This is a genomic window from Klebsiella sp. 28 (assembly GCF_018223905.1).
Taxonomy (GTDB): Bacteria; Pseudomonadota; Gammaproteobacteria; order Enterobacterales; family Enterobacteriaceae; genus Klebsiella; species Klebsiella pneumoniae.
Genome location: NZ_JAGRQY010000092.1, coordinates 1 through 4,631, shown reverse-complemented (window position 1 = coordinate 4,631; position 4,631 = coordinate 1). Strand labels below are relative to the sequence as shown.

Annotated in this window: 2 rRNA genes; both read right to left on the bottom strand. The window is 52.8% G+C overall.

Annotation, left to right across the window (positions count from 1 at the left end):
* A 23S ribosomal RNA gene (locus KHQ28_RS16620) occupies positions 1-2,816 on the bottom strand; the annotation flags it as partial.
* A gap of 129 nt (positions 2,817-2,945) precedes the next feature.
* A 16S ribosomal RNA gene (locus tag KHQ28_RS16615) occupies positions 2,946-4,485 on the bottom strand.
* Positions 4,486-4,631: the final 146 nt, after the last annotated feature.

The window sequence follows — 4,631 nt, the reverse complement described above, 5'->3', positions numbered from 1 at the left end:
AACGTTCCTTCAGGAGACTTAAAGTCTCAGGGAGAACTCATCTCGGGGCAAGTTTCGTGCTTAGATGCTTTCAGCACTTATCTCTTCCGCATTTAGCTACCGGGCAGTGCCATTGGCATGACAACCCGAACACCAGTGATGCGTCCACTCCGGTCCTCTCGTACTAGGAGCAGCCCCCCTCAATTCTCCAGCGCCCACGGCAGATAGGGACCGAACTGTCTCACGACGTTCTAAACCCAGCTCGCGTACCACTTTAAATGGCGAACAGCCATACCCTTGGGACCTACTTCAGCCCCAGGATGTGATGAGCCGACATCGAGGTGCCAAACACCGCCGTCGATATGAACTCTTGGGCGGTATCAGCCTGTTATCCCCGGAGTACCTTTTATCCGTTGAGCGATGGCCCTTCCATTCAGAACCACCGGATCACTATGACCTGCTTTCGCACCTGCTCGCGCCGTCACGCTCGCAGTCAAGCTAGCTTATGCCATTGCACTAACCTCCTGATGTCCGACCAGGATTAGCTAACCTTCGTGCTCCTCCGTTACGCTTTGGGAGGAGACCGCCCCAGTCAAACTACCCACCAGACACTGTCCGCAACCCCGGTCAGGGGCCAACGTTAGAACATCAAACATTAAAGGGTGGTATTTCAAGGTTGGCTCCACGCAGACTGGCGTCCACGCTTCAAAGCCTCCCACCTATCCTACACATCAAGGCTCAATGTTCAGTGTCAAGCTATAGTAAAGGTTCACGGGGTCTTTCCGTCTTGCCGCGGGTACACTGCATCTTCACAGCGAGTTCAATTTCACTGAGTCTCGGGTGGAGACAGCCTGGCCATCATTACGCCATTCGTGCAGGTCGGAACTTACCCGACAAGGAATTTCGCTACCTTAGGACCGTTATAGTTACGGCCGCCGTTTACCGGGGCTTCGATCAAGAGCTTCTCCTTACGGATAACCCCATCAATTAACCTTCCGGCACCGGGCAGGCGTCACACCGTATACGTCCACTTTCGTGTTTGCACAGTGCTGTGTTTTTAATAAACAGTTGCAGCCAGCTGGTATCTTCGACTGGTCTCAGCTCCATCCGCAGGGACTTCACCTACACACCAGCGTGCCTTCTCCCGAAGTTACGGCACCATTTTGCCTAGTTCCTTCACCCGAGTTCTCTCAAGCGCCTTGGTATTCTCTACCTGACCACCTGTGTCGGTTTGGGGTACGATTTGATGTTACCTGATGCTTAGAGGCTTTTCCTGGAAGCAGGGCATTTGTTACTTCAGCACCGTAGTGCCTCGTCATCACACCTCAGCCTTGATTATCCGGATTTGCCTGGACAACCAGCCTACATGCTTAAACCGGGACAACCGTCGCCCGGCTAACATAGCCTTCTCCGTCCCCCCTTCGCAGTAACACCAAGTACAGGAATATTAACCTGTTTCCCATCGACTACGCCTTTCGGCCTCGCCTTAGGGGTCGACTCACCCTGCCCCGATTAACGTTGGACAGGAACCCTTGGTCTTCCGGCGAGCGGGCTTTTCACCCGCTTTATCGTTACTTATGTCAGCATTCGCACTTCTGATACCTCCAGCAACCCTCACAGGTCACCTTCGCAGGCTTACAGAACGCTCCCCTACCCAACAACACATAGTGTCGCTGCCGCAGCTTCGGTGCATGGTTTAGCCCCGTTACATCTTCCGCGCAGGCCGACTCGACCAGTGAGCTATTACGCTTTCTTTAAATGATGGCTGCTTCTAAGCCAACATCCTGGCTGTCTGTGCCTTCCCACATCGTTTCCCACTTAACCATGACTTTGGGACCTTAGCTGGCGGTCTGGGTTGTTTCCCTCTTCACGACGGACGTTAGCACCCGCCGTGTGTCTCCCGTGATAACATTCTTCGGTATTCGTAGTTTGCATCGGGTTGGTAAGTCGGGATGACCCCCTAGCCGAAACAGTGCTCTACCCCCGAAGATGAGTTCACGAGGCGCTACCTAAATAGCTTTCGGGGAGAACCAGCTATCTCCCGGTTTGATTGGCCTTTCACCCCCAGCCACAAGTCATCCGCTAATTTTTCAACATTAGTCGGTTCGGTCCTCCAGTTAGTGTTACCCAACCTTCAACCTGCCCATGGCTAGATCACCGGGTTTCGGGTCTATACCCTGCAACTTAACGCCCAGTTAAGACTCGGTTTCCCTGCGGCTCCCCTATACGGTTAACCTTGCTACAGAATATAAGTCGCTGACCCATTATACAAAAGGTACGCAGTCACACCCGAAGGTGCTCCCACTGCTTGTACGTACACGGTTTCAGGTTCTTTTTCACTCCCCTCGCCGGGGTTCTTTTCGCCTTTCCCTCACGGTACTGGTTCACTATCGGTCAGTCAGGAGTATTTAGCCTTGGAGGATGGTCCCCCCATATTCAGACAGGATACCACGTGTCCCGCCCTACTCTTCGAGTTCACAGCCTGTGCATTTTGGTGTACGGGACTATCACCCTGTACCGTCGGACTTTCCAGACCGTTCCACTAACACACAAGCTGATTCAGACTCTGGGCTGCTCCCCGTTCGCTCGCCGCTACTGGGGGAATCTCGGTTGATTTCTTTTCCTCGGGGTACTTAGATGTTTCAGTTCCCCCGGTTCGCCTCGTTAACCTATGTATTCAGTTAACGATAGTGCAACGAATTGCACTGGGTTTCCCCATTCGGACATCGCCGGTTATAACGGTTCATATCACCTTACCGACGCTTTTCGCAGATTAGCACGTCCTTCATCGCCTCTGACTGCCAGGGCATCCACCGTGTACGCTTAGTCGCTTAACCTCACAACCCGAAGATGTCTTCAGATTGCGAAAATTTGAGAGACTCGAACACACATTAACTGTGTGTCGTTTCAATTTTCAGCTTGATCCAGATTTTTAAAGAGCAAANNCAAAGGCAGGTTCTTTAAGGTAAGGAGGTGATCCAACCGCAGGTTCCCCTACGGTTACCTTGTTACGACTTCACCCCAGTCATGAATCACAAAGTGGTAAGCGCCCTCCCGAAGGTTAAGCTACCTACTTCTTTTGCAACCCACTCCCATGGTGTGACGGGCGGTGTGTACAAGGCCCGGGAACGTATTCACCGTAGCATTCTGATCTACGATTACTAGCGATTCCGACTTCATGGAGTCGAGTTGCAGACTCCAATCCGGACTACGACATACTTTATGAGGTCCGCTTGCTCTCGCGAGGTCGCTTCTCTTTGTATATGCCATTGTAGCACGTGTGTAGCCCTGGTCGTAAGGGCCATGATGACTTGACGTCATCCCCACCTTCCTCCAGTTTATCACTGGCAGTCTCCTTTGAGTTCCCGGCCTAACCGCTGGCAACAAAGGATAAGGGTTGCGCTCGTTGCGGGACTTAACCCAACATTTCACAACACGAGCTGACGACAGCCATGCAGCACCTGTCTCACAGTTCCCGAAGGCACCAAAGCATCTCTGCTAAGTTCTGTGGATGTCAAGACCAGGTAAGGTTCTTCGCGTTGCATCGAATTAAACCACATGCTCCACCGCTTGTGCGGGCCCCCGTCAATTCATTTGAGTTTTAACCTTGCGGCCGTACTCCCCAGGCGGTCGATTTAACGCGTTAGCTCCGGAAGCCACGCCTCAAGGGCACAACCTCCAAATCGACATCGTTTACGGCGTGGACTACCAGGGTATCTAATCCTGTTTGCTCCCCACGCTTTCGCACCTGAGCGTCAGTCTTTGTCCAGGGGGCCGCCTTCGCCACCGGTATTCCTCCAGATCTCTACGCATTTCACCGCTACACCTGGAATTCTACCCCCCTCTACAAGACTCTAGCCTGCCAGTTTCGAATGCAGTTCCCAGGTTGAGCCCGGGGATTTCACATCCGACTTGACAGACCGCCTGCGTGCGCTTTACGCCCAGTAATTCCGATTAACGCTTGCACCCTCCGTATTACCGCGGCTGCTGGCACGGAGTTAGCCGGTGCTTCTTCTGCGGGTAACGTCAATCGCCAAGGTTATTAACCTCACCGCCTTCCTCCCCGCTGAAAGTGCTTTACAACCCGAAGGCCTTCTTCACACACGCGGCATGGCTGCATCAGGCTTGCGCCCATTGTGCAATATTCCCCACTGCTGCCTCCCGTAGGAGTCTGGACCGTGTCTCAGTTCCAGTGTGGCTGGTCATCCTCTCAGACCAGCTAGGGATCGTCGCCTAGGTGAGCCGTTACCCCACCTACTAGCTAATCCCATCTGGGCACATCTGATGGCATGAGGCCCGAAGGTCCCCCACTTTGGTCTTGCGACGTTATGCGGTATTAGCTACCGTTTCCAGTAGTTATCCCCCTCCATCAGGCAGTTTCCCAGACATTACTCACCCGTCCGCCGCTCGTCACCCGAGAGCAAGCTCTCTGTGCTACCGCTCGACTTGCATGTGTTAGGCCTGCCGCCAGCGTTCAATCTGAGCCATGATCAAACTCTTCAATTTAAGTTTGATGCTCAAAGAATTAAACTTCGTAATGAATTACGTGTTCACTCTTGAGACTTGGTATTCATTTTTCGTCCGAGGACGTTAAGAATCCATGTCACTTTGAGTGCCCACACAGATTGTCTGATAAATTGTTAAAGAGCAGT